The 25,833-nt window shown below is 51.0% G+C and carries 31 protein-coding genes and 1 pseudogene; 19 read left to right on the top strand and 13 right to left on the bottom strand.

The features are described 5' to 3' along the window. Window positions 1-1,317: a hypothetical protein gene (locus B0I18_RS02465; RefSeq protein WP_106521054.1), complete on the top strand. Its 1,317-nt coding sequence runs from the start codon at window positions 1-3 to the stop codon at window positions 1,315-1,317. Here the strand turns inward: B0I18_RS02465 and B0I18_RS02460 are convergent. Continuing rightward, window positions 1,312-2,343, bottom strand: a complete 1,032-nt coding sequence (locus B0I18_RS02460; protein WP_106521053.1) for a helix-turn-helix transcriptional regulator — start codon at window positions 2,341-2,343, stop codon at window positions 1,312-1,314. The two genes, B0I18_RS02465 and B0I18_RS02460, sit on opposite strands and share 6 nt — an antisense overlap. A 249-nt stretch (window positions 2,344-2,592) precedes the next feature. Between B0I18_RS02460 and B0I18_RS02455 the strand changes: the two genes are divergently transcribed. Beyond that, window positions 2,593-4,170: a TROVE domain-containing protein gene (locus tag B0I18_RS02455; protein WP_181358306.1), complete on the top strand. Its 1,578-nt coding sequence runs from the start codon at window positions 2,593-2,595 to the stop codon at window positions 4,168-4,170. Between the two features lie 379 nt (window positions 4,171-4,549). On the opposite strand, the gene B0I18_RS02450 is transcribed toward B0I18_RS02455, so the two are convergent. Both B0I18_RS02450 and B0I18_RS02445 read right to left on the bottom strand, forming a co-directional pair. Then, window positions 4,550-4,912, bottom strand: a complete 363-nt coding sequence (locus tag B0I18_RS02450) for a DUF4180 domain-containing protein (protein WP_106521051.1) — start codon at window positions 4,910-4,912, stop codon at window positions 4,550-4,552. Between the two features lie 53 nt (window positions 4,913-4,965). Beyond that, entirely contained in the window at window positions 4,966-5,745 is a 780-nt protein-coding gene (locus B0I18_RS02445) for a hypothetical protein (protein WP_106521050.1), read from the bottom strand. An 877-nt stretch (window positions 5,746-6,622) separates the two neighbouring features. Between B0I18_RS02445 and B0I18_RS02440 the strand changes: the two genes are divergently transcribed. The 17 genes from B0I18_RS02440 to B0I18_RS25020 all read left to right on the top strand — a co-directional run bounded on the left by B0I18_RS02440 (window position 6,623) and on the right by B0I18_RS25020 (window position 19,667). Then, complete coding sequence (locus tag B0I18_RS02440; protein WP_106521049.1) at window positions 6,623-7,720, top strand: slipin family protein; 1,098 nt, start codon at window positions 6,623-6,625, stop codon at window positions 7,718-7,720. A gap of 64 nt (window positions 7,721-7,784) precedes the next feature. Continuing rightward, window positions 7,785-8,117, top strand: a complete 333-nt coding sequence (locus B0I18_RS02435; protein ID WP_106521048.1) for a S24 family peptidase — start codon at window positions 7,785-7,787, stop codon at window positions 8,115-8,117. Next, window positions 8,114-8,659, top strand: a complete 546-nt coding sequence (locus tag B0I18_RS02430; RefSeq protein ID WP_106521047.1) for a 3'-5' exonuclease — start codon at window positions 8,114-8,116, stop codon at window positions 8,657-8,659. Before B0I18_RS02435 ends, B0I18_RS02430 begins: the two co-directional genes overlap by 4 nt. 12 nt (window positions 8,660-8,671) lie before the next feature. Further along, on the top strand, window positions 8,672-9,379 hold the full coding sequence (locus B0I18_RS02425; RefSeq protein ID WP_106521046.1) for a hypothetical protein: 708 nt from the start codon (window positions 8,672-8,674) through the stop codon (window positions 9,377-9,379). A 33-nt stretch (window positions 9,380-9,412) separates the two neighbouring features. After that, on the top strand, window positions 9,413-10,177 hold the full coding sequence (locus tag B0I18_RS02420) for a nucleotidyltransferase domain-containing protein (RefSeq protein WP_106521045.1): 765 nt from the start codon (window positions 9,413-9,415) through the stop codon (window positions 10,175-10,177). Then, window positions 10,161-11,225 (top strand): DNA polymerase beta superfamily protein, encoded by a 1,065-nt coding sequence (locus tag B0I18_RS02415; RefSeq protein ID WP_245882032.1) that lies wholly within the window; start codon window positions 10,161-10,163, stop codon window positions 11,223-11,225. Before B0I18_RS02420 ends, B0I18_RS02415 begins: the two co-directional genes overlap by 17 nt. Window positions 11,226-11,235: 10 nt before the next feature. Further along, window positions 11,236-12,261, top strand: coding sequence for a T4 RnlA family RNA ligase (locus B0I18_RS02410; RefSeq protein ID WP_106521043.1), 1,026 nt, complete (start codon window positions 11,236-11,238; stop codon window positions 12,259-12,261). Between the two features lie 13 nt (window positions 12,262-12,274). Continuing rightward, window positions 12,275-12,982, top strand: coding sequence for a nucleotidyltransferase domain-containing protein (locus tag B0I18_RS02405; protein WP_106521042.1), 708 nt, complete (start codon window positions 12,275-12,277; stop codon window positions 12,980-12,982). Further along, window positions 12,979-13,632, top strand: coding sequence for a hypothetical protein (locus B0I18_RS02400; protein ID WP_106521041.1), 654 nt, complete (start codon window positions 12,979-12,981; stop codon window positions 13,630-13,632). The genes B0I18_RS02405 and B0I18_RS02400 overlap by 4 nt, the downstream gene beginning before the upstream one ends. Before the next feature lie 4 nt (window positions 13,633-13,636). Further along, window positions 13,637-14,509, top strand: a complete 873-nt coding sequence (locus tag B0I18_RS02395) for a phosphatase domain-containing protein (RefSeq protein ID WP_106521040.1) — start codon at window positions 13,637-13,639, stop codon at window positions 14,507-14,509. Window positions 14,510-14,655: 146 nt separating this feature from the next. Then, entirely contained in the window at window positions 14,656-15,984 is a 1,329-nt protein-coding gene (locus tag B0I18_RS02390; protein WP_106521039.1) for a class I SAM-dependent methyltransferase, read from the top strand. 7 nt (window positions 15,985-15,991) lie between these two features. Continuing rightward, window positions 15,992-17,197, top strand: coding sequence for a DNA ligase-like domain-containing protein (locus B0I18_RS02385; protein WP_106521038.1), 1,206 nt, complete (start codon window positions 15,992-15,994; stop codon window positions 17,195-17,197). A 22-nt stretch (window positions 17,198-17,219) separates the two neighbouring features. Next, window positions 17,220-18,137, top strand: coding sequence for a phosphatase domain-containing protein (locus B0I18_RS02380; RefSeq protein ID WP_106522028.1), 918 nt, complete (start codon window positions 17,220-17,222; stop codon window positions 18,135-18,137). 315 nt (window positions 18,138-18,452) lie between these two features. Continuing rightward, window positions 18,453-18,758: a hypothetical protein gene (locus B0I18_RS02370; RefSeq protein ID WP_106521036.1), complete on the top strand. Its 306-nt coding sequence runs from the start codon at window positions 18,453-18,455 to the stop codon at window positions 18,756-18,758. 48 nt (window positions 18,759-18,806) lie between these two features. Continuing rightward, window positions 18,807-19,112 carry a hypothetical protein gene (locus B0I18_RS02365; RefSeq protein WP_106521035.1) on the top strand — a complete coding sequence of 102 codons (306 nt, stop codon included), beginning with the start codon at window positions 18,807-18,809 and terminating at the stop codon, window positions 19,110-19,112. A 45-nt stretch (window positions 19,113-19,157) separates the two neighbouring features. After that, window positions 19,158-19,463 carry a hypothetical protein gene (locus tag B0I18_RS02360; RefSeq protein WP_106521034.1) on the top strand — a complete coding sequence of 102 codons (306 nt, stop codon included), beginning with the start codon at window positions 19,158-19,160 and terminating at the stop codon, window positions 19,461-19,463. Window positions 19,464-19,505: 42 nt separating this feature from the next. Beyond that, entirely contained in the window at window positions 19,506-19,667 is a 162-nt protein-coding gene (locus B0I18_RS25020) for a hypothetical protein (protein ID WP_181358305.1), read from the top strand. An 8-nt stretch (window positions 19,668-19,675) separates the two neighbouring features. Here the strand turns inward: B0I18_RS25020 and B0I18_RS02355 are convergent, their stop codons facing one another. The 10 genes and pseudogenes from B0I18_RS02355 to B0I18_RS02310 form a co-directional block, all read right to left on the bottom strand. Further along, complete coding sequence (locus B0I18_RS02355) at window positions 19,676-20,518, bottom strand: phosphoribosyltransferase family protein (protein ID WP_146146631.1); 843 nt, start codon at window positions 20,516-20,518, stop codon at window positions 19,676-19,678. A 104-nt stretch (window positions 20,519-20,622) separates the two neighbouring features. Continuing rightward, window positions 20,623-21,354, bottom strand: a complete 732-nt coding sequence (locus tag B0I18_RS02350; RefSeq protein WP_106521032.1) for a metallophosphoesterase family protein — start codon at window positions 21,352-21,354, stop codon at window positions 20,623-20,625. Window positions 21,355-21,356: 2 nt separating this feature from the next. After that, window positions 21,357-22,325: pseudogene (locus B0I18_RS02345) on the bottom strand (ADP-ribosylglycohydrolase family protein). A gap of 2 nt (window positions 22,326-22,327) precedes the next feature. Continuing rightward, window positions 22,328-22,876, bottom strand: coding sequence for a prolyl hydroxylase family protein (locus B0I18_RS02340; RefSeq protein WP_106521031.1), 549 nt, complete (start codon window positions 22,874-22,876; stop codon window positions 22,328-22,330). 56 nt (window positions 22,877-22,932) lie between these two features. Continuing rightward, window positions 22,933-23,067 carry an RNA 2'-phosphotransferase gene (locus B0I18_RS02335; RefSeq protein WP_181358304.1) on the bottom strand — a complete coding sequence of 45 codons (135 nt, stop codon included), beginning with the start codon at window positions 23,065-23,067 and terminating at the stop codon, window positions 22,933-22,935. Between the two features lie 40 nt (window positions 23,068-23,107). Beyond that, window positions 23,108-23,581 (bottom strand): macro domain-containing protein, encoded by a 474-nt coding sequence (locus B0I18_RS02330; protein ID WP_106521030.1) that lies wholly within the window; start codon window positions 23,579-23,581, stop codon window positions 23,108-23,110. A 100-nt stretch (window positions 23,582-23,681) separates the two neighbouring features. Next, window positions 23,682-24,197 carry an O-acetyl-ADP-ribose deacetylase gene (locus tag B0I18_RS02325; RefSeq protein WP_106521029.1) on the bottom strand — a complete coding sequence of 172 codons (516 nt, stop codon included), beginning with the start codon at window positions 24,195-24,197 and terminating at the stop codon, window positions 23,682-23,684. Window positions 24,198-24,221: 24 nt separating this feature from the next. Continuing rightward, window positions 24,222-24,776, bottom strand: a complete 555-nt coding sequence (locus B0I18_RS02320; protein ID WP_106521028.1) for a riboflavin biosynthesis intermediates N-glycosidase — start codon at window positions 24,774-24,776, stop codon at window positions 24,222-24,224. Next, window positions 24,773-25,186 carry an ADP-ribosylation/crystallin J1 gene (locus tag B0I18_RS02315; RefSeq protein WP_106521027.1) on the bottom strand — a complete coding sequence of 138 codons (414 nt, stop codon included), beginning with the start codon at window positions 25,184-25,186 and terminating at the stop codon, window positions 24,773-24,775. Before B0I18_RS02315 ends, B0I18_RS02320 begins: the two co-directional genes overlap by 4 nt. 11 nt (window positions 25,187-25,197) lie before the next feature. After that, window positions 25,198-25,827 carry a DUF4291 domain-containing protein gene (locus B0I18_RS02310; RefSeq protein ID WP_106521026.1) on the bottom strand — a complete coding sequence of 210 codons (630 nt, stop codon included), beginning with the start codon at window positions 25,825-25,827 and terminating at the stop codon, window positions 25,198-25,200. Window positions 25,828-25,833 lie beyond the last annotated feature (6 nt).

Here is a 25,833-nt window from a genome sequence, read left to right as displayed (position 1 = left end):
ATGAAAAAATTCCTAAGTATAACAGCAGCAATACTCGTATTGCTGTTTGTTTCTTTTTGGGCTTATGTACAATACCAGCGCAGCACAGCGCGTAGTACACCCGTGCGTAAAGATGCGGCGATGATCGTAAGGGTAGATGTATACGACATCTATAAAAGCCTGTTGCGTGATTATTTCAAACTGGAAAAAAAGAAAAAGGACCGCCTGGTAGAAGGACTGGGCATCCCTTCTGATGTTTATATCTATAACCTGCAGGGCTGGCAGCCAACTACCCTGTTTGCTACCCTGCCCGTGGAAGATAGCGCAGCCCTGGTGCGTTCGCTGACCCGGCATACCGGCTCCTGGCAGCCCGTAATGCAGGCTTCGGCAGCGGGCGTGTATATCCGCCAGAGCCCCGATCGTACCTGGACTATAGCGTATACCGCAACGACCTTCGCCGTATCCTGGTCGCCCCGTAAAGAAAACACAGCTGTGGTGCTTACGGAGATCCTGCAACAAAAAAATACGCAACCGTTGAAGGACAGCCGCCTGTCGGCGGTTAACCGGTTACCGGGGCATATCAGCTTTACCGATGGTAGTATGCAGGGTCATATCGATTTTGAAAGAGGCCAGGTGCTGGCTGAGGCCGTCATCCCGGCGCCCCAACTGCAGGTACCCGCCCTGATGCAATACCGGCGCCCGGCTTCCGATGCCGCGCTGCGTTTATGGTACCTGGCCGGCGCCGATGCCTGGCTACGGCATAAAACCTTTACACTGGACACCCTTACCCTGCAGGGCGACAGCCTGCTGGCCGCCGGTGTTACCGGTATAGCGCTCACGGTTTCCGGTTCGGTAATCCAGAAGGATACCATAGTTGCTTATGAGTACAACGACGATTTTGAAAAAGTAGCAACCGTAACGATCAAAGAGGACAGCGTGCCCGGTATCTATGCTACCCTGTATGGCAATGGTCCCGCGTTGGCCACACAATTGAAACAATGCCACTGGCTGCGCAGCGATAGCAGTATTGTCAACCCCGCTGTTTTTCCTTTATACCGCTTATATGCGCAGTCCCAGCGCGAAGGTCTTTACCTGGGTACAGTCGCACATGCGCCGGTGGGTAACCTCGTGCCTACCACCAATTTCTTTAACCTGTTTATCGATTTCGAAAAACTGGGTTTGCAAAAGGAGTTCGTACCGCTGAAACCCTATACCCGGGTGCTGAAGCAACTGGATGCCTCGGCAACACTGGTTCCGGAACATATGGTACAGGCCAGGGCTAAACTGCAATTGCAGGATCCGGCGCGGCATGCGCTGTTGCAATTGCTCGCGTTATAATTCCGTTTGCTGCTGTTTGGGTTGGTAACGGGCGGCGCTCTTTTCGAGCCTTTTCCTGATGCGCGAAGCCAGGAAGCGTGGGCCAAGCACTTTCATACATTCGCCAAAACCCAGGATCTCGCGCTCCAGCTCGAAGTTGGGCACTACATCGATCCGGATAATGATGCTCTCTTCGGTCTCCTGTAACACCGTCTGGCTGGGATGCAGGGGTTTGGTCAGTACATAGGGGGCATTGAACCGGTCTATTTCCAGTACGATCTTATGGGCACGGTCCTTCTCCGTTTTGGTAACGCCGAGCAGGTCGTTGTAATACGTATCGAAATCGATCACAGGGGCTATAAATTTTTCCTGGGGCAACTCCTGGAACTCCAGGATACGGTCGAGCGCCAGGGTGATCAGCTGCGCGTTCTTCTTGGGTTTGCAGATCAGGAACCAGCGGTTACGGTACTCTTTGAGCAGGTAAGGAAAATATATATTCTGTTGCGCTTCCCGGGCCTTGAACGATTTATATTCGATCAGCAAGGCCCGTTGGTTGAGTATAGCCTGGTACAATGGATTGATGTATTGCAGGCCTTTCAACAACTGATTGCTTTCAAACTGGATATAATTCCTGCCGGCGTGTGTAGACTTATACAGGTTGTTTTCCAGCCTCGCGATCATATCGCTCATCTCCTCGAAATAACTGAAGCCATTAAACTGTTTCAGCACACCCACGATCTCCTTCATCTTTTCCACATCCGCATTGTTGATCGGCGCATTGGTAATACTAAAGTCGCGATCCTCGTAGCTGTAATACTTTTTATCCGTTACCACGATCGGTGCATTGTAACCCAGCTTATCACTGCGCATTACCTGGATATCGGCCTGTATGGTACGCCGGCTTACCCCGGTAGCAATACCCTCGCGATCGTACAGTACTTCGGCTACTTTCTCTATAATATCATCCAGCGTCCATTTGCGGAAGCGGTTGCGCAGGCAATCATCGATCGTTTTGTAGCGCAGCAGCGCCAGTTTGTTTACAGCCATGGTGGTATGCAGGGTTAAATGCAGGCTGAAGATAAGCGCTTTTTACTTATACTACGCAATACAGCTGCGCAGTTCGTATCCTTATCCCTTCTTTTTAAACTTTTTTTGAAGCAAAAGCAGTTGTATTTCAATGAATTGAGCCTTCGCGTGCAAAAAAATTTTTCACTGCGCAAATACGCTGCGTATACCGGGGGCCATCTTTGCATTATCGAAAGCAACACAAAAGATCACGCTTTAAAACCAAGGGTTATGAAATTTAATCGTAGTGCAAAAGAGAACGGTACCACCACCAATTATATGGGTGCAAAAGCCTATGTTATGAGTGCGGAAATGGAACTGTATACCGCGGTAGCCACCTGTGTGGTCGACGATGCTTATTACGAAAAAGCAGCAGCCCGGCTGGAGCGTATCCGCTCGCTGGTAAGCCGTTGCCCGGCTACCTTTACGGCCCGGCTGGCTGTATATGCCCGGAAAGAGTTGAACCTGCGTTCGATTCCCGTACTGCTGGCTGTAGAACTGGCCCGCGTACACGCCGGCGATAACCTGGTGAGCAATGTGATCCGCAATATCGTATTGCGTGCCGACGAGATCAAGGAAGTACTGGCCTGTTACCAGTTGAGCAATAGCCGCGAGGCTACCAAAAAACTGAACCGTCTATCCAAACAGGTACAGAAAGGACTGGCACAGGCTTTTAACCGCTTCGACGAGTACCAGTTTGCCAAATACAATACCGCATCTGAAATAAAACTGAAAGATGCCTTGTTCCTGGTACACCCCAAAGCCAAAGACGAAGCGCAGCAACAGCTCTTTAATAAGATCGCGACCGGTACGCTGGCCACGCCTTATACCTGGGAAACCGAATTGTCGGCGCTGGGTAAACAGCATTTTGCTACTCAGGCAGCAAGAGCAATGGCCTTTACCGAAACCTGGGATGCCCTGGTGCTGAGCAAACGCCTGGGTTATATGGCCCTGTTGCGTAACCTGCGTAACCTGGTGTATTATAGTTCAACCGTAGCATTCACACAGGCCCTGGCGCAGCTTACCAGTGAACAACAGATCAATGCCTCGCGCCAGCTGCCTTTCCGCTATCTCTCCGCTTTTAAAGAGTTGGAAACGATACAGCAGCAAAAAGGTGTGCCGAAGCTGTTGCAGCAAAAAGCAAAACAGGCTATGGTTGCATTGGAACAGGCCCTGGTTACCTCTTGTGCCAATATACCGGTGCAGCGCGGTACCACGGTGATCCTCTCCGATAACTCGGGCAGCATGTTCGGCGACCTTGGCGGTAAATCGCTGGTGAGCGCTATGAGCAAAAGAACCACGGCCGATATTGCCAACCTGTTTGCCGTATTGTACTGGAACCAGAGCCCCGGCGCGTATATCGGTTTGTTTGGCGACAAACTCGTAAACCCGCAGCTGAGCCGTAAGGAGCGTGTATTCGAAAATTTTACCCGGATCAACGAGGCTGCCAAAAACTGTGGCCCTGCAACGGAACGCGGCATCTTCGATTATATGAGCCAACTGATCAGGACGCAGCAAATCGTCGACAGGATCATTATTTTCTCCGACTGCCAGGTGGGCCAGGGTTGCAAATGGTTCGACCATGCCGGTAACCGGGGCGATAACTTCAACCAGTTGCTGGTACAATACCGCCTGATCAACCCCGGTGTAAAGGTCTACAGCATCGATTTGAAAGGCTATGGCAATACCATGGTAGAACAGGGCGCCGTGCTGGTAAGCGGCTGGAACGAACGGATCTTCGATATGATCGCCGCAGTAGAGGCGGGTCAAGGCGTAGTGGAAACCATTAACGCGATCGATTTAGGATAAGATAAAGAAAGCCGGTGCCGTAGGCAAGCGTTACTTCGCACCCTTAACGCCGTAGATGCAGGCTGAACCTGCACCGGGTAGCACCCGGTTAGTTTAAACAAAACAACGATGGTCGTTTGTCGGCTATTGCCCGGCTTTTTATAACATACAAATATACAGGTGCCGTAGACAAGTGTTACTTCGTTTAGGGAACGCCGGGCCGCGGGTTCGAATCCCGCCAGGACTATACCCGTTATAGTGCTGTAGCTCAGTGGTAGAGCAGGATCGCTTAGTCGCCCATTGCCCTGTACCTTTTTTAAAGAACAGCCCCCACCATCCCTTGAAAACAGGAGCCTGCTTGATGCAGGCTCTTTTGGGTTTGGATAAAACGGGACATGTGTTATTTGCTGGAAAGCGCATCCAGCGCCTGCTCCAGCGTGCCTACAAAATTAACCTGGCGGCCTTTGTTGCTTTCATAAAAGAAGTCCTGCAGGTTTTTGCTTTCATACTTTGCCCATGCGCCTACAATCGCCAGCTTTACCCGGTAGTTGGTAAACTTCTGGAGTATTTCGCCGGCGATACCGCTTTTCAGATCGAAGAAGGCGGGTGTTATATTTTGTTCATAGAGCACTACCCGTTCTACATCCTGGTAGTAAAGGTTGCCCAGCAGGTCGAGGCCGTCCTGGACTTCCTGTACCAGTATGCCATCGGCCGTGATCTCTGCTATATTTATGTCCTGTAGCTTATGGAGGCTTATGTTCATGATCCTGTATTTAACACCCGCAAATGTAGGGTTTCTCCGGCACCGTAAACCCCTTATTGCACATTGGCCTTGTCGTAGGCCTGGTGTATAATATCCAGCGGGCTGGCGTCTTCAAACAGCAGTCTAGGTTGCCGGTAGTTGCCCGTAGTGGTTTCGGAGCTCATGCTATCCGTCATGGTATTGGTTACCGTTTGCTCATACAGGCCGCTGGCCGGGTTATAGCTGATTTCGGTATGACTGCCTGCACCCATATTATAGGTATGAATAGCGACTAGTACCAGGCTGTTGTTTTCGTACCGGTATTCGGCGCTGAGGTTACCCGCCGGCCCCGGGCTATAGCTGTCGAATAACAGCGTATGGTCTTTGATGCCCATGTCTTCCGTATCGTAGATGGGATAGCCATCGGGTGTAAAGGCTGGTTGTACGGCCCGGTAAGAAGTATGGGCGAGCCGGTAGCCGCCACCCGGCGCCCCGGTTAATACCAGGCAGGCCCGGGCTGCCGCCGGTTCACTTTTCTTATTCAATACCATCACATAATCGGGTAAGGGATCCTTATCCAGAAAGCCTTCGGCCTCCAGGGCGGCTTCGTAACCCGCTGGAATGAAATCTCCGGGCGTTTTGCCTTGCAGGGGAAAAGGCTTACCGCCTGCCGTCGTGGTATCGGCTACCGCGGTTTTTCCTGTGGGTAACGTTGTGGTATCCGTAACCCCGGGCTTCCCGGATGAGGGAAGATCGCCGGTGCCGGACTGCTGTTTGCAGGCCGTCGTGCACAGGGCAAGGAAACAGAGCACAGCGCTAACACCTGGAAAAACAGGAAGACGAAAAGAGTACATCGCAATGGGTTTAAATGGTGAATTCCGGTGTTCAAAGCTATTAAAGACAATGCAAAAAGAGCGCGGCAAAGACCAAGGCTCTTTGTAACTACGCATTGTAGCTGCGTAGTTGTTTGCGGCAGTCGTCTTTTTTAAACCATTAATAAATTTTATTTGCTGGTTATCAATTATCTGTAAGAAAAAGCAAAAAAAATTTTTCGCTGCGCAAATGTGCTGCGTAGCACTGCGGCCATTTTTGCATTACCGGCAACGGTACTAAAGTTCTTTACATAAATGCACAGGAGTGCTTCATAATATTCCCGGGAGGGAATGGCAGGTGCGCTTATACCCCGCCCCTTTGTTGGTAGTTTCTGTAGGGCTACATAGTGTGGCAGCGCCCTGCGCTGTTATATGCTGGAAAGGGATAAGTGGCTTGTCTACGGATGCTGAGGTTGCAGGTTCGAGTCCTGCTCGCGATTGATAGCTCAACTGGTAGAGCACAGCCTTAACAGCAGGTTCGATTCCTGCCCGGTGTCATAGCCGGATGGCGAAAGTGGTAGACGCACTGGATTTGAGGATCCACTTCAAAGCAAGCCGGCCCCGGGCCGGCACCCATTAACCGGCACGGTATAAGCCCGTCCAGCCCGGTTAAAGACCCCGGTCTTTAACAAGGTAGTTCGCTTGATGCTTTGCAGACCAGCAAGACCAGGACGTTCCCGGCAAAGCGCTGTTCCGCTACCTTAACCTGCGCAACCCCGGTTGCAACAGGTGAAAAGAAAAGGAACGGCTCCGGACCGCGGTCACGCCCCGCTTCGCGCTTCGTCTCCGCATAACAGGAATAGACAGACTTATACCGTGCTTTATTAAAACAACCATTAATCGTAAAAAAAACAATATCATGAAAAAAGTAACCATCATCGCCAACCATATCGGTTTGATCTTTAAGAACGGCGCCTTAAAAAACGTAGTAAAAGAAGGCAAATACCGGCTGGGCTTTGGCGAGCAGCTGGAAGTGTACGATATGGCCAAGCCATTCTACACCCAAGCCAACGCCGATGTGTTGCTGCAACATGAAGACTTTGCCGCAGCCGTTACCGTGGTGGAAGTGCCGGATAACGGGATCGTGCTGGTATACCAGAACCGGAATTTTAAACAGGTGCTGGCGCCGGGTAAGTATATGTACTGGAACGGTATTAACCGCGAAACATTCGTGCATGCGCATACAGCTGCGCTTGAAATCGATGTCACTATCGACCGCAACCTGCTGGAAAAGGCGCCGCTGGCGGCCTGGGTACGTAGCTACAAAGTAGAAGCCTATGAAAAAGCCTTGCTGTTTATCGGCGGCAATTTCGAACAGGTATTGGAGCCGGGTAATTATTACTGGTGGAAAAACAGCATTACCCTGCATATCGGTAAAGCGGATATGCGGCAGCAGCAGCTCGAGGTGAATGGCCAGGAGATCCTGACCCGGGATAAGGCGCAGCTGCGGGTAAACTTTACCATACAGTACCGGGTGGCCGATATCAAACGTGCATTGATGGACAATAAAGAATATGATAAACAATTGTACGTATTGATGCAGCTTGCCCTGCGGGCTTTTACCGGTAAATTATCGCTCGACGAACTGATGGAGAGCAAAGAGCAGATCGCTGATGCGGTATTGGCCAACTGCGCGGTACAGGCCAAAGAGCTGGGTATTGAATTGCTGCACTGCGGTGTAAAGGATATCATACTGCCCGGCGATATCAAAGAGATCATGAACCAGGTATTGATCGCTGAGAAAAAGGCACAGGCCAATATCATTACGCGTAGAGAGGAAACAGCCTCGACCCGTAGCTTGCTGAACACCGCCAAATTGATGGAAGAGAATACGATGTTGTATAAACTGAAGGAAATGGAGTACGTGGAAAAAATAGCCGAGAAGATCAATACGATCAGTTTGTCGGGAGGTGGACAGATCGTGGATCAGTTACGGCAGATCTTTTTAAAACAATAAAATAATACGCGGTTGCCGGCGGGTTGATCAAGCACACCCGCCGGTATGCCCGAACAGAAATAAAATGAATAAATTTGAAAGACTGAAAGCGGCGCTCGAAAGCGCCGGGACCGGTAAAATGAAAGCCTTTGGCAGTTCCATGCTGCCGATCCTGAAAAGCGGGAGCCTGCTTACCTTCGAAAAGGCCGAACAGTACGATATCGGCGATATCGTATTCTGTAAAGTAAAAGGCCGCTATATAGATGCGCATAAGATCGTGAAGACCGATGCGAATAAAGGATTCCTCATTGCGAATAACCATGGTTATGAAAATGGCTGGACCCGCCTGATCTACGGCCGGGTAATACAAGCCGAATACCAACAGAAAATTATATTTGAAAGAGGAGGAACACGATGAAGACGACCCATAAGATAATCGTTATCGATCTTGAAGCGACCTGCTGGGAAGGCCAGCCGCCCAAAGGCCAGGTCAACGAGATCATCGAGATCGGCATTTGTGTGCTGGATACCGTTACGGGTGATATTACCGGTAACAAAGGCATACTCGTGCGGCCCGAACGTTCGGCAGTAAGCGGGTTCTGTACCAGGCTTACCACTATTACCCCCGCTATGCTGGCTGCAGAAGGCATTCCGTTCGACCAGGCCTGCAAAGCCTTGCGCAGCACCTACGAAGCCCAACAATATACCTGGGCAAGTTATGGCGCCTACGATCTGAAGATGATGAGCGGGCAATGCCGTATGCGCAATGTGGACTATCCCCTGTCGCAGGATCATATTAATGTAAAAGAGCTGTTTGTGCAACGCCGCGGCTTAAGCCGGAAGCTGGGCATGAACGGTGCACTGGAGGAGCTGGGTATGCCGCTCGAAGGCACGCATCACCGCGGTGTGGACGATGCCCGCAACATTGCTAAAATATTGTGGTGGTGCCTGCAGCATTAAATCTTAGGAAACATGGAAACCCGTATCATTTACCAATATTTCGGGTCTGAAGATTCGAGCGACCGGGACATTGTGTTTTTCGTGCCGGAATTGCCGGCAACTATCGAAGCGAGGAGTCAATGGTGTAAATCGCTGGCAGAAGCGCATCGGCACAATACCCATGATCACCGGCGCCTGAATGCCAACCTTGCTGTAACAGCCCATGGCAGCCTGTTGCAGGTATATAAAGGCACTACCGACGAACTGAACAATGCATTATACGTTACCTATGCCCTGCACCAGCAGGATTTTGAACCCCAGATCCGGCAACGCCTGCCGCGTAATACCGACCTGAAGTTTATACGTTGCACACGTATGCTGCTTAGCGCATTGACCCGGACGGTTTTTCGCGCAACCGTGAAGCAGGCCTTACAGCGCGGCATACACCAGCGCATAGCGGCTTTAAAGACCATCGATTTCGGACAGGTCGAAGCAACCGCGAAGGGCTATAAGCCGGAAGATATCCGGAAACTGGCGGCCTTTCAACTGGGACAGACCCTGGCGCTGGATACCGGTATCGAACTTTATACCAAAAACCGGATTGCCCTTTACTACCCGCAGTTAAGCGATTACCTGCAGCGTAAAACACCGGTACAGACCCATGCCCTGAACGATATGCTGGTTAGGTTTATCAGCCGGCTGGAACAACGGGTACCGCATATGACCACAACCGAAGAATAGCAACCGGGTAAATCCCGGGTAAAAAATGAGACCATGCAAAAGGAAATAGCCCAACACCTGGAACAGGTAGAACGGCAACACAACGTGAAAATACTGTATGCCTGCGAGTCGGGAAGCCGCGGCTGGGGCTTTGCTTCGCCGGACAGCGACTACGATTTGCGTTTCATATACCAGCAACCTTTAGATCATTACCTGAAGATCTATGAGGCGACCGAAAACCTGGATCTCGCCATCAACGGCGATCTGGATAGCAACGGCTGGGACCTGCGGAAAACTTTAAGACTGATTGCGCGTTCGAATGCCACACCGCTGGAATGGTTGCAATCGCCGGTGGTATACCGCGAGACGCCGGGCTTTAAAGAGGCCTTATGGCCCTTATGTGCACAGTACTTCGATGCCCGTACCTCCATCCACCATTACCTGGGTATCGCCAAAGGCGCTATGGAAGCGCTCGGAGCCGATGGCAGCCTGAAGATAAAAAAGCTGTTTTATATCCTGCGGCCTTTGCTGGCAGCCCAATGGTGTGCCACCCGCAAAACAATTGCACCCATGGATATCGGTACCCTGTCGCAACTGTTACCCCGGTCGTTACAGCATACCGTAAAAGACCTGATCGCGCAGAAGGCCCTGGCGCCCGAAGGCGCTGTGATCCATGTAGACGAGGCGCTGCATGCATGGATCAATGCGGTTACAGACAGTTGTATTGCCGAAGCAAGAACCCTGAAGACGGAAGCCAGGCCCGTAGCGTCCCTGGACCTTTTCTTTAAAAAAATGATATACGATGATGACGATCGCTGAATTGAAACAGAAAGGATTAATCCTCTTTGAATGTGTTAGCGGAAGCAGGGCCTACGGCCTGGATACCGAGCAATCGGATACCGATATAAAAGGCGTGTTCTATCTACCCAGGGAGCAGTTCTACGGCCTGGAATATATTGCCCAGGTGCATAACGAAAGTCATGACGAAGTGTATTATGAACTGGGCCGTTTTGTGGAACTGCTGTTGCGCAATAACCCGAATATACTGGAACTGCTGGCTACCCCCAGGGATTGTATCCGCTACCGGCACCCGCTTATGGACCACTTCACACCCGAACTGTTCCTGTCCGGCCTGTGTAAAGAAACCTTTGCCGGTTATGCCCATAGCCAGGTAAAGAAGGCCCGGGGTTATAAGAAAAAGGCGGTAAACCCTGTTGCGCCTGAACGCAAAACCCCGGTGGATTTTTGCTATATCCTGCAGGATAACGGCGCTGTGCCGCTTAGCGGCTGGCTGACCGGCAAAGGTTATACCGGGGCCTCCTGCGGGCTCACTGCCATAGCGCATACCAAAGGCATGTATGCTTTGTATTACGATGCCGGGAGCGAATACGGCTATCGGGGTATTACCAGCGGGCCGGATGCCAACGATGTCTGTTTATCGCCGGTACCTAAGGGCGAGCTACCCCTGGCCTATCTTTTCTTTAACCGGGAAAGCTATTCGGCCTACTGCCGCGAGTACCGGGAATACTGGGACTGGGTGGCCTTGCGTAACGAAACGCGTTACCTGGGCAATAAAGAACACGGCAAAGATTACGATGCCAAGAATATGATGCATACCATCCGGTTGCTACAGGTAGCGGAAGAGCTGCTGCGCGATGGAACGATCCGGGTAAAAAGAAACAACCGGGAAGAATTGCTGGCGATAAAACGCGGCCTTTACGATTACGAACAATTGCTGGAAATGGCCGATGGGTTAATGGCGCGTATCGAAACCGCAGCACAACACACCCTGCTGCCACCGCAACCCGATAAAACAAAAATAGAAGCAGTACTGGTGGCCGTAAGAGACCAGCTGTACGCCCGTTAAAATAAAAAACATGTCAACGATCAATATAAGCCTGCTGCAGCAACACATCGCCGATGGCCTGGTGGCGGTACAGAAGCATCCGCAGCTGGAACTGTATATCTATAACTATACTGCAAAGGTGCAGTACGAGCGTACCTGGAACGAGATTACCCTGGCCTGCCGCGGCCTGATCCTGGACGCGGGATACCATATTGTTGCCCGCCCCTTCCCGAAATTCTTTAACCTGGAAGAGCTCGATGCGGCTGCAATACCGCCCCTGGCCTTCGAAGTGTTCGAAAAAATGGACGGTTCGCTGGGTATCCTGTACTGGCATAATGATCAGCCTTATATTGCTACACGCGGCTCTTTCAATAGTGTACAGGCGCAAAAGGCCAATGCCCTGTTATACGGCCGCTACCGGCAGGCCATAACACAATTGGAGCGGGATAAAACCTACCTGTTCGAGATCATCTATCCCGAAAACAGGATTGTACTGGACTATGGCGATGCAGAGGAACTGGTATTGCTCGCAATCGTTGAAACACAGACGGGAAAAGAGTTTCCGCTGGAAGAGCTGGGGTTCCCGTTGGTGAAACGCTACGATGGCATCAACGACCTGGCGGCTATCAGGGCATTGGACGACGATACCAGGGAAGGTTTTGTGATCCGCTTCGCCAATAACTTCAGGCTTAAGGTCAAGTTTAAGGAGTACCTGCGCCTGCACCGGATCATTACCCAGATCTCCTCTGTGGATATCTGGGAATACCTGAGCACGGGACAGTCCTTTACCGAGATCCTGGAAAAAGTACCCGATGAGTTTTACCAATGGGTAAAAACAGTGCGTGACCGGTTGCAGGAGCAGTACGACGCTATCGAAACACGATGCCGTGCCGACTTTAAATTGCTGGAAAGCCGTAAGGATACCGCTTTGTATTTTTTACAATGCACTTATCCGGCGGTACTGTTCGCTATGCTGAACGGGAAAAATTATGCGCCGGTGATCTGGAAACAGTTGCGGCCGAAATTTGAAAAACCTTTTATACAAACAGATTCCTGATCTAAAAAATACCATGATGCAGGTCCTTAATAAATACCGGTTCGGAAGTTATGTATACGGTACCTGGCAGCCGGGCTCGGACGAAGACTTTATTTGTATTACCGATAAACCGGGCGCCGAAGCCGAACCCGATACACAATACTATACCCGGGAGGTATTCCAGCGTTTGCTCGATCACCACGAGATAGCGGCCCTGGAGTGTTATTTCCTGCCCGACCGGTTTATACTCAGGCAATCCTATGCCGGCTTTACCTTTAACCTGGATAAAGGCCGCCTCCGGGTAAGTATATCGACGATGAGCGCCAACAGCTGGGTGAAAGGGAAAAAGAAACTGACCGTGCCCGGAGATTACGACGAGCGGCAGGGCATTAAATCGGTGTTCCATGCAATCCGTATACTCGAACTGGGTATACAGCTGGCGCAAACGGCCCGGATCAATGATTACAGCGCCTGCAACTGGCTGTATGAAGCGCTCTGCAAACTGGCCGCAGCAGGGCCCGACAGGCTCTGGGAGCGGATCGACGACCGGTATCGGAAGCTGTATCATAAACTGCAGACGCAGTTCCGCGAACTTTGTCCGAAGACCGGGATCCCGCAACACCGGCTGAAACTGGAGCTGATCGGCCTGTTCCGCGAAAATGATTGTTATACGACTGAAGTGGTACAGCGCAAACTGGTGGATAAGATTATACAACTGGTACACAACACCCATGACTTATGAATATTATCATCGATGAAGCGGAACACAGGATGCTGCAGGAGCTGACCCAGAGGCGGTTCCTGGTGGGTAGCCGCCTGTATGGCACTACGCATGCGGCCTCGGATACCGATTATCTTTGCGTATACCGCACATCGGCAGAAGAGTTGTATTCCGGGTTGCCCAATATGCACCAGTTCCAGTATAAGGATAAGGCCGGTAATACAGACTGGAACTATTGTTCGGAATTGCAGTTCCGGAAAAACCTGTATAGCGGCGAATCGGTTATTCATGCGGATATCGTACTGTTTACCGATTATACCGACCGGAAAATGGAACTGTGCCGTACCTATAAAGTGATTAAGGCTTACCTTGGCTTTGCCCGGCGCGATCTTAAAGAAGACAATGGCCCTAAGTTATGGCATGCGGCGAGGAGCCTGTATTGTGCGTCCTCACTGCTAGACAACCGCCTGCCGGTGCTCGACGAGGTACGCCGGATATATAGTGAAAGGCAGGATCGTGCACAACTCGTACACCAGGAGCAGGCGCTACGGACCATGGCCAACAGCCTGTATGATGCCGGTGTATTGAAAACCTACGCAATCGAAACAGCAAGCCACCCTTTGTGGCAAAAATTATTAGCAAGTAACAACAACAAAGCATTCAGATATTAGCGATATGAAAAAAGTAATTGTGATGCGCGGACTACCGGGTAGCGGAAAGTCGACCTGGGCGAAACAACTGGTAACCGAAAATCCGAACAGCTATAAACGGATCAACCGCGATGAGCTGCGCCAGATGTTCGATAATGGTTATGTAAGCAATGGCAACGAGAAATTTATAAAACAGGTAAGGGATATGCTGATCCTGAAAGCCCTGTCGGACGGGAAACACGTGATCGTGGACGATACCAATTTGTCGGAGAAAAGCCTGGTACGTATCCGCCAGCTGGTGCAGGAGTTCAATAAAGAACATAAAGACGAGGTGCTGGTAGAAGTGCAGATGATGGAAACCTCCATAAGCGAATGCATCGAGCGGGATGAAGCCCGTGCGAAACCCGTGGGCGAAAACGTGATCCGCAGAATGCATCGCCAGTTCTTAGATGCCGCTATGATGTACAACGAACAAGACGCCAGTCTGCCGAAAGCGATCCTGTGCGACCTTGACGGGACCCTGGCCCTGCTGAACGGGCGCGACCCCTATAATGCATCGGGTTGCGATGCCGATTTGCTGAACACGCCGGTAGCCAATGTGCTGCGTAATTATAAGCAGTTCGGTTACCAGGTAATCCTGGTATCGGGCCGGGAGGATACGTATAAGGAGCCTACCCTGCGCTTCCTGGAGCAACACGCTATCGTATATGATCAATTGCTGATGCGTGCTGCAGGCGACGGCCGTAAAGATGCGATCATTAAACGGGAATTGTTTGACCGGGAGATCGCGGGTAAATATTATATTGAGTTTATCCTGGACGACCGGAACCAGGTAGTGCAGATGTGGCGCGACGATTTGAAGCTGCCTTGCTTCCAGGTTTACTACGGCGATTTTTAACCGTAACCACGCGCTATACAAGGCCGCAGCCGGGGAACAGATAAGCCCGGGCTGCGGCTTTTTTCTTTTTTATAAAAAAAATTTTTTACTGCGCAGGTATGCTGCGCAGTTGGAGGTACACCTTTGTACCATAATGATAAAACACGATGATAATCCAGATTAAAAGTGCCAATAAATACCTGCTCGACCTGTTGTTTAAAAATCCCGAAACCGACATGGGGCTTTACTTTAAACCCCTGCGCGAAGGGATCATTGCAGGACATGCCGTGTCGGCAAATGAATACGAAGTAGTGTTCCGGGACAGGAAAAACAGCTATATGCCCGAGGAGAGCAACCGGCTTGACTTCCAGAGCTATTGCAGCCCGCTGGCGGTTATGAATATCTGCACCGAATTGTTTGCGCACATTTTAAAAGACCGCGAAACCTATGGCAATACGGCTATAGACTGGCTGGGCATAACACAGGGAGCTGCTGACATAGAACCCTGCACGATTTATATCCCGACCTTTTATATCCATTCGTCCTGGTACCGTGATGGACAATTCCTGCTGAGCAAGTACTTTGCGGGTGTGTCGGTAATACACCGCAAGGGCCGCAACTTTAGCCTTAACATCGAAGCGGCTTCTGTATTCGAGGCTTTTAACCTGCTCAACCTGGTAGCCCTGTTTACCCATATGACCAATGAATATGGCCTGTTTACCTATATCGACGATTCGTTTGCGGCCAAGTATGTAAGGATATTGACCAATATCGAGGCGGTACCGTATTTCGTTTTTTACCTGTATATCAAACGTACCGTAAAGTCGCAGAAACAGTTTGAACAGGTAAAACCCATTATGGAAGATTACCTGGCCGGCCGCGGTATACAGGCGCAGCTTACCTATTATGGTACCCAGCAGGACCGCCAGCATTTTATTACCGGCCAGCTCGACCTGGATATGCCGGTGCTGGATATCGGTTGCGGTCCGCTCAGCTATTATAAAAGGATGATGAACCTGGGCCTGGAAGCCGCTTACTATGCGGTAGATGAAGATGAACAGTTCGGGAAAGCGGCCGAAACCCTGGCCCACCGCTACGAATCGGATAACCTGTTCTTTTACCAAAGCCTCGACGATTTCGATCAGCCGCAGGAGCCGGTAAACATTATCATGAGTGAAGTGATCGAGCATAATACGCCTGAAGCCGCGCGGCAACTGATCTGCAGAGCGCTGACCTACAACTTTAACAAGATCCTGGTCACCACGCCCAATGCTGACTTTAATGCCTTCTATTTTGAAGGCGATATGTTGCGGCACGAGGACCATCATTTCGAACTGGGACAGGAAGCCTTCCGCGCACTGATCCGGGATTGTGTTGCCCAATGCAACGCAGCGGTTGAGATCACCTTTACCGAGATCGGCGACCGGCTCAATGGCATTCAGCCCACACAGGCCTGTATACTGACACGATCTAAAAGCCCATTCACCACGAATTAAACAGAACATGAACGAGCTTAAACAACAAAAAGAAGACCTGAAAAAGCTGAGGAGCAGGATCAACTGGTTCTGCGATCATAAGATCAACGCCTTTTCACCCACCATATCGCCGGCACCTAAATCGGAGGAGCGCGGCGAAATAGAAAGCCTGCACGAAGGCATCCGTTATTATGTAAAACGCGGTGTAACCGAACTCCTGGTTCAGAAAAAGTATATGGGCTCCTATTGCGATATCTACCTGCACCGCGACTTGGACGCCACTTATTTTGTAAGCCGTAACGGGCACCTGATCCAGCATATAGACCTTGAGGCCGCGCGCCAGGCCTGCCAGGCAATGCATGCCCGCCTGGACTGGGACGGTGTGCAGCTGGTTATCATCCAGGCCGAAATGATGCCCTGGAGCATATTGGGCAAGGGCCTGATCGATAACGAATTTGAAGGCTACCTGGATGCGCACCAGCAGCACCTGGCCTGGTTGGAAGGTTCGGCGCTTTACGAAAAAATAAGGCAGGTAAAAGCGGGGCAACCCTTCTGCGATTTTGTGCGGGACAAAGCGGCGCTCAGCGCCAAAGCCTTAAAACAACGATACCCGGGTCATATTATCCGGCAATATACCGCCATGGAAGCCTTCGTGTTGACAGACCTGGAGCGCTACCGGCAGGGAACGGATATCTATGCGAAGCAGATCCGGCATTTTGGTGAAGAGGTACCGCTGCACTTCAAGCCCTTTAATGTGCTGAAGAAAGTATACGAAGATGGCCGCGAAGAGATCGTGAATGATAATGCCAGCTATTCGGTATTGAACGATGATACGATGCTGGAATTGCATATACCCGACGAAGCCGCGCTGGAGCGCGAATCGGAACGGGCCTGTGCCTGGTTTGCCGCACTGAGTGCCGCCTGTGAAGAAGGTGTCGTGATCAAACCCAGGCAGGCTTTCCTGCCCGGGCTGCCACCGGCGCTTAAGGTGAGGAACAATCATTACCTGACCATGATCTATGGCATCGACTTTATACCCGACCTGGATCATCATATAACGCGGCGGAATATAAAAGCCAAACTGGCCTGCTCGGTCAACGACTGGGCACTTAATTATAACCTGTTATCCGTGCCTTACGCCGATCTGCACAAAGAGAACTATTATCTTAAAAACCTGGTATACGACCGTATTATGGGCGAAAAAACAGAGGCCCTGCTCGATACAAGACTGTAATAACCCGGATAAAATAATGTATATGAAAAAGAGGAATCCACAATTGCTCCTGCTTGTCGGTGCGCCGGGATCGGGTAAAACGACCTTTGCCAAATACCACCTGCGTACGCATCTGAACTGGGCCAGGGTGAGCCGCGACGATTTCAGGACGATGCATTTTGCGCAATCGTTTATGCCGGAGCGGGGCGAAGAGATGATCACAAAAATGATCGATGCCGCGGTGGAAGCGCTGCTTATCGCGAAAACGAATGTAATAGCCGATGCGACCCATACCAAGAAAGAATACCTGGATGTATATATCAAAAAATTCGGGCACCTGGCCGATATCTCCTTTAAGCTATTCGAGCCGCCTACCGATGTGCTGATCCGGCGCTGCCGGTTGCGCTACGAGGAAACTGGGCGCTTTATGCCGCAATCGGCTATAGAAAAGCACCAGGGCCTGCTTGCCGGGTTGAAAAAGGACTTCAGCTTCGATACCCGGATCAAACAGGCCCGGGTAAACAGCAACAGGGAACAGGATACTACGTTGCCAAAAGCGATCCTGTGCGACCTGGATGGTACCCTGGCTTTGCTGAACGGGCGCGATCCCTATAATGCGTCGGGTTGCGGGGCCGACCTGCTGAACACGCCGGTGGCCAATGTGCTGCGTAATTATCAACAACTGGGTTACCGGGTGATCCTGGTATCGGGCCGGGAGGATACGTATAAAGCGCCTACCCTGGGCTTCCTGGAACAACACGGTATCGTATATGACCAATTGCTGATGCGTGCCGCGGGAGATAGCCGTAAGGATGCGATCATTAAAAAAGAGTTGTTCCGGGACGCGATCGCGGATAAATATTATGTGGAGTTCGTACTGGATGACCGGGACCAGGTGGTGCAGATGTGGCGGGATGAATTGAAGCTTCCCTGTTTCCAGGTTTATTACGGCGATTTTTAGCAGATCAGGCAAACGGCACCGGTACATAACCGGTGCCGCTTTTTTTTGTCGTAGCCCGGCCATTGTGCAGGTCAGCTTCCGGGCCGGTAAGGCCGCCCCCAGCTGCCGTTATCAGGGTATTCCTGCCCGCCGGAAGCCCCGGTTTTACTGGCTTTATCGACGAAACTGCTCTTTTTTTCGACAAACGTCAAAAGCCCTTTGGTCGAATAGTTGCGGCTATAGGTCTAATAGTGCCGGAACAGGCTCCGGGGCGATAGTATGTTTGCATCAGAAATCGAAACAACAACATTTTCAAAACCAACAAAAACAAATTTTATGAAAAACATCATCCGCAAATCTGTTATCGCTGCTTCTTTACTGCTGAGCCTTACCGCCGCTTCTTTCAACACCAATGCACAGGGCCGCCCCGTATACGACCGCTCTGTAAATCCATCGATCGGTATTAAAGTAGAAAATGCGACCGGCACCGGTTACAGCATCACCGACCAGAAAGGCAATGTAGTACTTGACGGTACGATCGCCGGTAACAAGACCTTTTACATCTCTACCGGTAAACTGGCTAAAGGCATCTACCGCTTCCTCGTAGCTGGCAATGTATTCCAGGAGTTCATCATTAAATAAGTATCCTTTTCACAGCAACATTTTTCAAAACCAACAAAAACAAATTTTATGAAAACCATCATCCGCAAAACCGTTATCGCTGCATCTTTACTGCTGAGCCTTACAGCCGCTTCTTTCAACACCTTCGCACAGGATCGCCCGGTATACGACCGCAGCGTTAACCCATCGATCGGTATTAAAGTAGAAAACGCAGCCGGTGCAGGGTACAGCATCACCGACCAGAAAGGCAATGTGGTATTTAATGGCAGGATCGCCGGCAACAAAACGTTCTATATCCCTACCGGTAAGCTGAGCAACGGTACCTACCGCTTCCTGGTTGCAGGCAATGTATTCCAGGAGTTCGTGATCAAATAAATCATCCCTTCAAAACATATCCCCAACACAATTAAAACAAATCTTATGAAAACCATTATTCGCAAAACCGTTATCGCTGCATCTTTACTGCTGACGCTTGCAGCCGCCTCTTTCAATACCTATGCGCAGGGTCGGCCGGTATACGACCGCAGCGTTAACCCTTCGATCGGTATCAAAGTAGAAAATGTAACCGGCGCAGGTTATACCATCACCGACCAGAAAGGCAATATCATACTGGGTGGCACGATTACCGGCAACAAGACCTTTTACATCCCTACCGGAAAACTGGCCAAAGGCGTTTACCGTTTCGTGATCGGCAATATAGTATGGCAGGAATTTGTGATCCGCTAAGTCTTAAACAAGTAACATATTCATCCTTTAAAAAACAACATCATGACCCATCTCTTTAAAGTTATACTTGCGCTTGCTGCAGGCATCCTGCTTTACTATACCCTTCACCTGATCGTAGCCCTGGTTTCGCTGGTACTTTGCGTATTGCTGGTGGCGGTACTGTTTAAGGCATACAAAAGTTATAAGGCTGAAACCGGCGCCTGATGCACCGTTTAGCTGAGGTACCGGTCTATGGCAAAGCAATTGACCCCGGTTACCCCGCGATAAGAGTCAGTAGTATAGATCTGGTCTACTCCCGGTATAGCAGTACCCTTGCTGAAAATACCATGGCTTACGATCAACACCACTTCAGCAGCGCCCTTTTCTTTAAGCAGGGCGGCCACGCCGGCAAAGGTTCCTCCCCCGTCGCATATATCATCTACCAGGAAACAGGTTTGTCCGCCCAGGTCCGTTGTCGCCGTCTGGAAATTCGTTAAGGCGCCCGTTTTAAGATCCCGTTCTTTCATACATTCCACCACATCCGTTATACCCAGGTATTGGGCCAGTTTGTGGATCTTTTTAAGTGCGCCTGCATCGGGCGACACGAGGCTGTATGCCGCAGGGGTATGCGCCGAAAGATAATGCTGCACAGCATCCTGTACAAAAGCATGGTTGGTTACGGTATAGGACCGGTCGACCAATGCAGTGGTTACTTCCGAATGCGGATCGAATATCTTTATTTTTTTGAACCGGCCCTGGTTGAGCATTGCTGCCACCACCTTCAGCGAAAAGGGCTCGCCTTCCAGCATCACCCGGTCCATACGCGCCGCCATCAGGTAAGAGATATGCAGCTCTATATGTTCGAATTCGAGATAATCGAGCGTATTTTTTACCAGCAAAACCAGTAAGAGGTCGGCGGGGCCGGCGATACGGCTCATGATCCGTAGCGGCGCTTTTTTATCCAGCCTGCCGGCGCTTTCCGCATCTATTTTGATATGAGGTTGCCCGTCGGGGAAAACCATGGTTTTAAATAGAAGATCGGACTGTTCGGGATAAACCAGGTTGAGCGTATGCATATTTTTTTGATTTTTTTTCCGGTAAGCAAAAAAGGGCAACCATTTACATTTCCACGTTCACTTCCCCCTGTATAATAAAAGCAAAGTACGGCATTCCTGCCGTCTTACTTGTTCCTGCCTTTCTCCTGCGGGTAGAGCTCCTGTACGATATCGCTCTGCACAAAGGTCTTGGTATCGATATCCATGGCCGATATCCTGCCATAAAACGCTGCGCCGGTATCGATGTTCCACACATTACAGCCATTCATCGGCACGGTTACGTCATAGTTGAGCGTGGGTGTATGACCGATATAAATTTCTTTATACAGCAACAACCTTTTGGGGTAGAGCTTGCTGTCCTTTTTAATGCGCTTATCCATGGTGAGCGCTACTTCCCAAAGCGTGCGATCCCAGTTATAATTGCTGGCGTAATGCTCATGATCGGGACCGTGCATCGAAGAGAAGCCGGCATGGATGAACAACCGGTTTTGGTCGTCTACGAAATAAGTATGCAGGCGGTTGAAGAAAGCAAGATGCTCCTGCCGCTCTGCCTTCGTGAGGTGTTTGTAACTCTCGACAGTTTCCTTTCCGCCATGAAACAGCCAGGTAGTGGCCGGCGCCTGACCGCCCAGCCAGTCTTCGCACCAGGCGTCGTGGTTACCCCTGATAAATATACAATGATACCGCTCATCCAAAGCCATCAGGTAGCGGATCACCCCGGCCGATTCGGACCAGCCGTCGACATAGTCGCCGAGGAAGATGAGCCTGTCGCCGGGTTGCGGGTCGATCCGTGCGACGATCTGTTCGAGCGCTTTCAGTGCGCCATGTATATCGCCGATTACATATGTTTTTGCCATAATCAATTCCATTTTTCCCGGAGCCGTTGTGCCAGCGATAGGATATCCGCTTTACGGGCCAATACCTCGAGCCAGGATGCCGGTATGCCTTCCCGGCCATACAGTAGTCCGGCCAGTCCGCCGGTTACAGCCCCGGTTGTATCCGTATCGTCGCCCAGGTTTACGGCCATCAATACGGCATCTTTATAATGATCTGTTTTTAAAATACACCATATACTGGCTTCCAGCGTATGCAGTACATAACCGGAAGAATAGACCTCATCCCGACCAAGTTCGTAAAGCGGCCGGACCTCATCATGACCAACCGGGTTGCCCAGGATCCGGTGATATTTGTCGATCTCGCTTTGCGGGCAAGAGGGATGTCGCAATAGGAAACGGTTTACTTCCGTTTTCATGTCTTCGTAAGCCATAAATTTTTCTTTACCCTGTATAAGTTGCAGGGCCAGTTCGAGGTAAATAAAACAACCGGTTACCGAACGGATATGGCGGTGTGTCAGCGACGATATCGCTTCCACGATCCGGAACCGTTCTTCGATATTTTTATCCCTGATGTAAAAAAGCAAAGGCAGGATCCGCATCAGCGAACCGTTGCCATTGCTGTCTTCCGTATCGCCGCCGGCCAGCAGGGGATCTGCACCTTTCTGTAATTGGTAAATAGCTGCCGAAGTGGCAATGCCGATATCGAATACCTCGCCATGGGCCGTCCAATACGCTTCCTATTTCCAGGCTACAAAGCGGCGGGCCAGGTCTTTGATATCGTAACCGGTACAAAGCATTTCGGCAAGACAGAAGGTAAGCGAGCTATCGTCCGACCAGGTGCCTGCAGGCTGGCGGTGCGTGCCCATGGCGCGCATACCGGTTACCGGGTCGGCATCCAGCGTTTTGCGCGTCATAAATTCGACCGGCACTCCCAGTGCATCGCCTGTGGCCAGGCCCAGCAGCGCCGCTGCATAATAATCCCTGTTGTGCATACTTACCTTTTTTTATACATGATGTCTGAACGCAGTACATATTTATTGCCGCTTGTGAGCCGCGCGCCCTCGTGCCGCAGGCTGTGCTCGAAGATCAGGGCCGTACCCTTTTTCGGCGTTACATATTCGCCGGATTCAAACCGGGTCTGGCCGCCTTCATAGTCGGCGTTGAGATAAACCATAAAGGTATAATAGCTGAACTCCGTTTCGTTGCGGATATAACTGCCGTCGCGGTGCATTTTGAAACGCTGGCCCGGGCTGTATTTATAAAAACGTAACATCTCGTTGAGGCCTATGGCGTAAGTATTGCCGATAAACGGGCGGATATGAGGCTTCAGCTTTTTCCACAACCGGAAAGCATAAACAAGGTCGGTGTACATGACCCGTTCGTTATCCCGGATCATTTTCATCATCCGCTGGCCGCCGTCCATGTTTACCTTGGCTTCTTCGTAACCGATAGCTTCGCTTTTGGCGATCAGTTCGTCGCATTCCGTATCGGAAAGAAAGTGATCGATGGTATAGATTTCGGAGGTTTCTTTAATGTTGTTCATGGTAATATTTTTTAAAAGTTTTGGTATGAACCACCAGTCTGGCCACTTCCCTTGTACTACCCGCCTGCTGCCTGGCCGCCCGGGCACATCGGCCAACCCTCTGCATCCAGCTCCAGCCCTATGGTTTGCGGACTGTGGCGGAGTACCAGGCCCAGGAATTTACTGAAGGTTTTTAATTCTTTTTCATTCATGGTTCAATAGGTTTTTGATGTATTAGCCGGGCGGCGGCGACTAAAAATCATACACATATACATCGATATCCTGCGCCGACAGCGCGTTGATGATCAGCGGTTCGATTTTATCCCAGCTCCCGCCTGCCAGGCCGCATCCTATCCTGGGCATATGTACCGAGGCTTTTGAGGCCGTTGCGTTACCGGCAAGGGTCTTCAGGCATTGGGCTACGGCATCGTACCTTATCGGTACGCCGTTGCTGCCTGTTTTGGTGCCCCTTTGGGCAACCATATTGGCAACCTGTATATAGGCCGTTACCGGTACCAGTTGTACGGCACCCAGCGCGAAGTCGTTGCGATTTCTTTCCCGGTGCCATTTGCGGTACGCCGCTTCCGGTTCGGGCCATCGTTTGGATAGCGCAAGAACAAAGCCTTTTCCCCAGCCGCCTATATCATTGCAGATATGGGCTATAATTTTAGTGCCGCCCGCCTGCGGAACCGTGGCGTCACCTTTGAGATAGTTTATAGGTTTCATTACAGATATTTTATTAGCCCCCAGGTGTCCGGCGATGCTCAGCACTGCACTTTATGCATACCCGGCAGGCCGGGCAAAAGGGGGTTCAGGTATTGTTTTTTCATTCCTGGTTCAATAGGGTTTGATAGAGACTGTAGTTCTCCTCATCGAAACAAATAAATACAACCCGCTCGAAAGCATCGCGGGGATTGAAATCCCGGATGGTCTGTATGGCAATAGCGGCGGCCAGCTTTTTGGGAAAATGATAAATACCCGTGCTGATATTCGGAAAAGCAATGGTTTTTATACCCTGGTCCAGCGCCAGTGCCAGGCTATTGCGGTAGCAACGGGCCAGCAGTTCTTCTTCTCCTTTTTGGCCACCCTGCCAGACCGGCCCCACGGTATGGATCACATATTTTGCAGGCAGTTCGCCTGCCGTTGTGATCACCGCATTACCCGTAGCACAACCGCTTTGTTTGTTCCTGATCGCGATACAGGCTTCCAGCAGCGCTTTGCCTGCTTTACGGTGTATGGCGCCGTCCACGCCTCCGCCACCCAGCAGCGAGCTGTTGGCGGCATTTACAATAGCATCTACGGCTAACGTGGTAATATCTCCTTTTATCAGTTCGATGGTCATGTGTCTGAAATGGTTTGCGTGTCCTTATTCATTTTCTTTTAATTGATCGCGTACTTCCATCAGTGCAAAGCCCAGCAGGTTCTCTCCTTTCCAGAGCAGGGGATTTTCGGCCCGGGCATCGTCGGCGGCCAGGCCTATACCCCATACCGGGTCTACCGGGCTGGCTTCAACGATTACACGTTCGCCGGTTTGCAACAGGTAGGCTGCCAGTTCCGGGTTCTGGCTAAACTTATGGTAATTGCCTTGTACCACGATGGCATACTTATGCTGGTCCCAGGTGGCGGCATCGAAATGCTGTACCTCCCTGCCCAGTTGTTTGGCCTCGGCGGCGCTGCGGGCTTCCAGGATGCGGCGGTGTGTATCGTTGTCTCCGAAGAGGCTTGCTTTTTCGGCCATCATCCAATGTTCGGCACTGGCATACCGGTGTCCGCCGGTTTCGAAAGCGGCCGGCCACCACTGGCTGAAGCAGCTTTGTGTAACAGCGCCGTCTTTTGCCGCCCGGAGCCCCCAGAAGAGCAGGAACTTTAAATTTTCTTTCTTTTGGAATTTATCGCTGAGCCAGTTGATATCGTATTTCATGGTATAAAATTTAAAAGGGTATTTCTTATGGTTTCGTTTTGCGGCAGGGTGAAGGCGCTGCCGAAAAAGGCATTCACCACTCTTATCCCGCCCCGGATCTGTTTATTGAACTGATCCAGCGCTGCGGCCGGTATCCAGAGTTCGTTATGCATTTCGGCGCCGACATTTTCCACCGGGAACTGTTGTAGGTAACCGGTGTCGACATCGAAGCTGGTTACCGCGCCACAATAACCCGAAAAGGCGTCTCCGGTATTCCAGTCCCGGGCGATCTGTTCGGCATAGGCCAGGTTGAGCACCGGGTAAAATATGGGTTGCCAGTCGAGCCTGGGCGGAAATGCCGTCCAGCCGCTATCTGCGATCAGTTCCAGTTCCTTCAGCCCTACCGGGCGGTACAATGTTTGTGTGTTCATGTTTTCCTTTTTTACAAACCGGCGGCTTGTCGCAGTGCCGGGTCTTCCAGGGTCATTACGCTTTCGGCGGGTACCAGCAGGGCTTCGAGCCGGTGGCGGTCTACATGTACCTTTTGTTCTTTTACGAAACCGGTTATATCTGCTATCGAGCGGATATAGGTTTGCCCGAAGGTTTTCAGCAGGTCGCCCTTCAACCCGAGCTGTATGGCCCGGCGTTCTTGTTTGCGGCCAAAGGGATCATGATCGGGGTCCCACTGCAGCCGTACCGCCTTCGCCTTCATATCCGCTTTCCAGGCATTGCTGTCGGAGTATTGTTTGGGCTTAAAAGTAGTGGGCACGGCCTCTGCGAGTATCTGCAAAAAATCTGTTTTAGCGATCGTAATCGCCAGTACGCTTTCCTGGTCTTCTTTTGTGGCCCAGCCGCAGCGGTACATCATCCAGAGAAAGCCGGGTTTTATCCACGACATGCGCTCATAACTGAAACCGGGTCCGCCCAGTTGCTGATGCCGTACGGCATACTCCGCGATGGCCGGTTTATAGGCCTGGTATACCACGATCTGGTCGTTATCCTGGTAACCGGTAATGTGTTTGCCGTTTTCCGGCAATTGTGCCAGGAGTTGGGCATAGGGTATTGTTTTCATGGTTCA

Source organism: Taibaiella chishuiensis (assembly GCF_003014535.1).
In the GTDB taxonomy this organism is placed as follows: Bacteria; Bacteroidota; Bacteroidia; order Chitinophagales; family Chitinophagaceae; genus Taibaiella; species Taibaiella chishuiensis.
Note: the sequence above shows the minus strand (reverse complement) of the source record. Positions and strands in the feature narration are given on the sequence as shown.

What these genes read in the sequence shown, in the direction of transcription:
- B0I18_RS02325 (WP_106521029.1), bottom strand. Translation starts at nt 24,197, where the DNA reads ATGACCATCGAACTGATAAAAGGAGATATTACCACGTTAGCCGTAGAT.
- B0I18_RS02310 (WP_106521026.1), bottom strand. Translation starts at nt 25,827, where the DNA reads ATGAAAACAATACCCTATGCCCAACTCCTGGCACAATTGCCGGAAAAC.
- B0I18_RS02420 (WP_106521045.1), top strand. Translation starts at nt 9,413, where the DNA reads ATGCAAAAGGAAATAGCCCAACACCTGGAACAGGTAGAACGGCAACAC.
- B0I18_RS02365 (WP_106521035.1), top strand. Translation starts at nt 18,807, where the DNA reads ATGAAAACCATCATCCGCAAAACCGTTATCGCTGCATCTTTACTGCTG.
- B0I18_RS02455 (WP_181358306.1), top strand. Translation starts at nt 2,593, where the DNA reads ATGAAATTTAATCGTAGTGCAAAAGAGAACGGTACCACCACCAATTAT.
- B0I18_RS02370 (WP_106521036.1), top strand. Translation starts at nt 18,453, where the DNA reads ATGAAAAACATCATCCGCAAATCTGTTATCGCTGCTTCTTTACTGCTG.
- B0I18_RS02400 (WP_106521041.1), top strand. Translation starts at nt 12,979, where the DNA reads ATGAATATTATCATCGATGAAGCGGAACACAGGATGCTGCAGGAGCTG.
- B0I18_RS02465 (WP_106521054.1), top strand. Translation starts at nt 1, where the DNA reads ATGAAAAAATTCCTAAGTATAACAGCAGCAATACTCGTATTGCTGTTT.
- B0I18_RS02430 (WP_106521047.1), top strand. Translation starts at nt 8,114, where the DNA reads ATGAAGACGACCCATAAGATAATCGTTATCGATCTTGAAGCGACCTGC.
- B0I18_RS02445 (WP_106521050.1), bottom strand. Translation starts at nt 5,745, where the DNA reads ATGTACTCTTTTCGTCTTCCTGTTTTTCCAGGTGTTAGCGCTGTGCTC.
- B0I18_RS02405 (WP_106521042.1), top strand. Translation starts at nt 12,275, where the DNA reads ATGATGCAGGTCCTTAATAAATACCGGTTCGGAAGTTATGTATACGGT.
- B0I18_RS02460 (WP_106521053.1), bottom strand. Translation starts at nt 2,343, where the DNA reads ATGGCTGTAAACAAACTGGCGCTGCTGCGCTACAAAACGATCGATGAT.
- B0I18_RS02385 (WP_106521038.1), top strand. Translation starts at nt 15,992, where the DNA reads ATGAACGAGCTTAAACAACAAAAAGAAGACCTGAAAAAGCTGAGGAGC.
- B0I18_RS02315 (WP_106521027.1), bottom strand. Translation starts at nt 25,186, where the DNA reads ATGAACACACAAACATTGTACCGCCCGGTAGGGCTGAAGGAACTGGAA.
- B0I18_RS25020 (WP_181358305.1), top strand. Translation starts at nt 19,506, where the DNA reads ATGACCCATCTCTTTAAAGTTATACTTGCGCTTGCTGCAGGCATCCTG.
- B0I18_RS02355 (WP_146146631.1), bottom strand. Translation starts at nt 20,518, where the DNA reads ATGCATACGCTCAACCTGGTTTATCCCGAACAGTCCGATCTTCTATTT.
- B0I18_RS02415 (WP_245882032.1), top strand. Translation starts at nt 10,161, where the DNA reads ATGATGACGATCGCTGAATTGAAACAGAAAGGATTAATCCTCTTTGAA.
- B0I18_RS02390 (WP_106521039.1), top strand. Translation starts at nt 14,656, where the DNA reads ATGATAATCCAGATTAAAAGTGCCAATAAATACCTGCTCGACCTGTTG.
- B0I18_RS02335 (WP_181358304.1), bottom strand. Translation starts at nt 23,067, where the DNA reads ATGAATGAAAAAGAATTAAAAACCTTCAGTAAATTCCTGGGCCTGGTA.
- B0I18_RS02410 (WP_106521043.1), top strand. Translation starts at nt 11,236, where the DNA reads ATGTCAACGATCAATATAAGCCTGCTGCAGCAACACATCGCCGATGGC.
- B0I18_RS02395 (WP_106521040.1), top strand. Translation starts at nt 13,637, where the DNA reads ATGAAAAAAGTAATTGTGATGCGCGGACTACCGGGTAGCGGAAAGTCG.
- B0I18_RS02340 (WP_106521031.1), bottom strand. Translation starts at nt 22,876, where the DNA reads ATGAACAACATTAAAGAAACCTCCGAAATCTATACCATCGATCACTTT.
- B0I18_RS02450 (WP_106521051.1), bottom strand. Translation starts at nt 4,912, where the DNA reads ATGAACATAAGCCTCCATAAGCTACAGGACATAAATATAGCAGAGATC.
- B0I18_RS02440 (WP_106521049.1), top strand. Translation starts at nt 6,623, where the DNA reads ATGAAAAAAGTAACCATCATCGCCAACCATATCGGTTTGATCTTTAAG.
- B0I18_RS02360 (WP_106521034.1), top strand. Translation starts at nt 19,158, where the DNA reads ATGAAAACCATTATTCGCAAAACCGTTATCGCTGCATCTTTACTGCTG.
- B0I18_RS02330 (WP_106521030.1), bottom strand. Translation starts at nt 23,581, where the DNA reads ATGAAACCTATAAACTATCTCAAAGGTGACGCCACGGTTCCGCAGGCG.
- B0I18_RS02425 (WP_106521046.1), top strand. Translation starts at nt 8,672, where the DNA reads ATGGAAACCCGTATCATTTACCAATATTTCGGGTCTGAAGATTCGAGC.
- B0I18_RS02320 (WP_106521028.1), bottom strand. Translation starts at nt 24,776, where the DNA reads ATGAAATACGATATCAACTGGCTCAGCGATAAATTCCAAAAGAAAGAA.
- B0I18_RS02380 (WP_106522028.1), top strand. Translation starts at nt 17,220, where the DNA reads ATGAAAAAGAGGAATCCACAATTGCTCCTGCTTGTCGGTGCGCCGGGA.
- B0I18_RS02350 (WP_106521032.1), bottom strand. Translation starts at nt 21,354, where the DNA reads ATGGCAAAAACATATGTAATCGGCGATATACATGGCGCACTGAAAGCG.
- B0I18_RS02435 (WP_106521048.1), top strand. Translation starts at nt 7,785, where the DNA reads ATGAATAAATTTGAAAGACTGAAAGCGGCGCTCGAAAGCGCCGGGACC.